The following is a 1,794-nucleotide window of genomic DNA, read 5'->3' on the forward strand; positions in this document are numbered from 1 at the left end:
CCCGCCCCTTCCCCCACACAGCGTCAAACGGCAGCAGCACAAAGACAATGCGACGGCAAAGAATGACCGGAATGCCCATTCGCCGCAGCCGGGCTCTTTCCCCGGTCAGTTCACCGGGTCGCCGGGGAACACCGGATGGGCCTCCAGCCCGGGAGCGGCGAGCACTTCGGCGATGAGTTCCGGGCAGCCGCCGATATAGGTGCCGACCAGGTCGACATCGCCGCCCACGCACCAGGCACGGTCCTGCGGCCACCACAGGTCGGGCAGTTCGGCCCAGATGTCGTCGTTCCCGGTGGCGGGCGAGGCGACATCGGCGAGGGGCCCGGAGAGCAGTACCCGGTCCCGGTGGGGGGTCTCGAAGGTGGGGACGCCGTCGAAGTCCAGCCATCCGTAGCCGTCCCACAGGCCGAACCAGCAGTCGTCGGGGGTGCGGGTGTGACGGGTCAGGAACGGAAGCAGGATCTGCGCGATCGCCGGAGGGGTCGGGCCCTCCCACGGGTGCTCGTCCCAGACGCCGGGCAGGCCGTGGACGGAGGAGTCCCGGTGGAACTCCTCCGCGCCGATGACCTCGTGCCAGCGGGTGGTCGGCGCCACCGTACGGCCGTACGCGGCGGCCACGGCCGACCAGCGCACCGGATGCTCGTCCAGGGACGCGGGGTGCAGGATCCGCGCATAGGCGGGGAAGCCGGGGACGGCGATGCCGGCCACCGTCCCGAAGTCGCCCTCGGCCGGGCCGTGCTCGGCGAGCCAGCGGGCGGGGGCGAGATCGGTGGTCCGCATCACCCGCAGCCGGCCGTAGAACGCGGGGGCGGGGTCCCGGTGCACCGGGCGATAGACGTCGTCATCCATCCGTGCATCCTGCTAAAGAGCCTGGTCAGAGCCTGGGAGGGGGCTGGCAGGGGTCGCCGACAGCGTGGTGCGCCAGGCGGGGAGGGCTGCGGCCGTCGTGTCGAGCGGGAAACGGGCGCCGAGGCAGCCGTCCGGCCGGCGACCTCATCACCGGCGGGGACGGCGCCCGCGATCAGCACGTCCGGGGCTCCGGCCGGTGCTGGACGAGATCGGGGCGGCGGCCCCGGGCCGGGGCGTCCGGGAGATGGCCTTCGGGGCGGGCGGTCAGGCCTTCTTGACCACGCTGGACTTGAGCTGCATGGCGCCGAATCCTTCGATCCGGCAGTCGATGTCATGGCCGTCCACCCCGTCGATCAGGCGGATGTTGCGGACCTTCGTGCCGGCCTTGATTCCCGAGGGGCTGCCCTTGACCTTGAGCGCCTTGACGACGGTCACGGTGTCGCCGTCGTTCAGCACATTGCCGACCGCGTCCTTGACGACGCGCTCCCCGGCACCGCCGTCCCCCTCCGTGTCGCCGCCCTCCGCCGGAACCCACTCGTGTCCGCACTCCGGGCACACCACGAGGGCGTTCATCTCATAGGTGTACTCACATGAGCATTTCGGGCAGGGGGGAAGGTTCTCGATCATGCGTCCAGGATAGCCCGACCCCGGGCGGGATCCCCGGGGTCGGGCAGCGGGGGCAGTGGCGAGGAATGTACTCGTATGAGTGGTTTACTCCCCATGGGGAGTGCAGATGGCGTCTCGGTGTGTCGATGCTGTGACCGAACGACCGCCTGTTGGGGGAATCCGGCATGGCCGTGCAGGATCACCCGGACGCCACCACCGAGCCCACCGCCGAGCCCACCGCCGAGCCCACCGACGCCACCGCCCACGAGCTTGTCGACCTGAGCGATCAGAAGCTGGTCAAGGACCCCTTCACCTCCTACGCCCACATCCGCGAGCGCG

At 70.7% G+C, this 1,794-nt stretch carries 2 protein-coding genes; both read right to left on the bottom strand.

What is annotated here, in order from left to right; translation table 11 throughout:
• Positions 1-105: 105 nt before the first annotated feature.
• On the bottom strand, positions 106-849 hold the full coding sequence (locus FF041_RS36865) for a hypothetical protein (RefSeq protein ID WP_153527085.1): 744 nt from the start codon (positions 847-849) through the stop codon (positions 106-108).
• A 264-nt stretch (positions 850-1,113) separates the two neighbouring features.
• Positions 1,114-1,476: a zinc ribbon domain-containing protein YjdM gene (locus tag FF041_RS36870; protein WP_153527087.1), complete on the bottom strand. Its 363-nt coding sequence runs from the start codon at positions 1,474-1,476 to the stop codon at positions 1,114-1,116.
• Positions 1,477-1,794 lie beyond the last annotated feature (318 nt).

It is taken from the genome of Streptomyces jumonjinensis, assembly GCF_009600885.1.
GTDB classification, from domain to species: Bacteria; Actinomycetota; Actinomycetes; order Streptomycetales; family Streptomycetaceae; genus Streptomyces; species Streptomyces jumonjinensis.

Bases quoted from the DNA above. Each gene is read 5' to 3' on its own strand.
- FF041_RS36865 (WP_153527085.1), bottom strand. From the start codon at position 849: ATGGATGACGACGTCTATCGCCCGGTGCACCGGGACCCCGCCCCCGCG.
- FF041_RS36870 (WP_153527087.1), bottom strand. From the start codon at position 1,476: ATGATCGAGAACCTTCCCCCCTGCCCGAAATGCTCATGTGAGTACACC.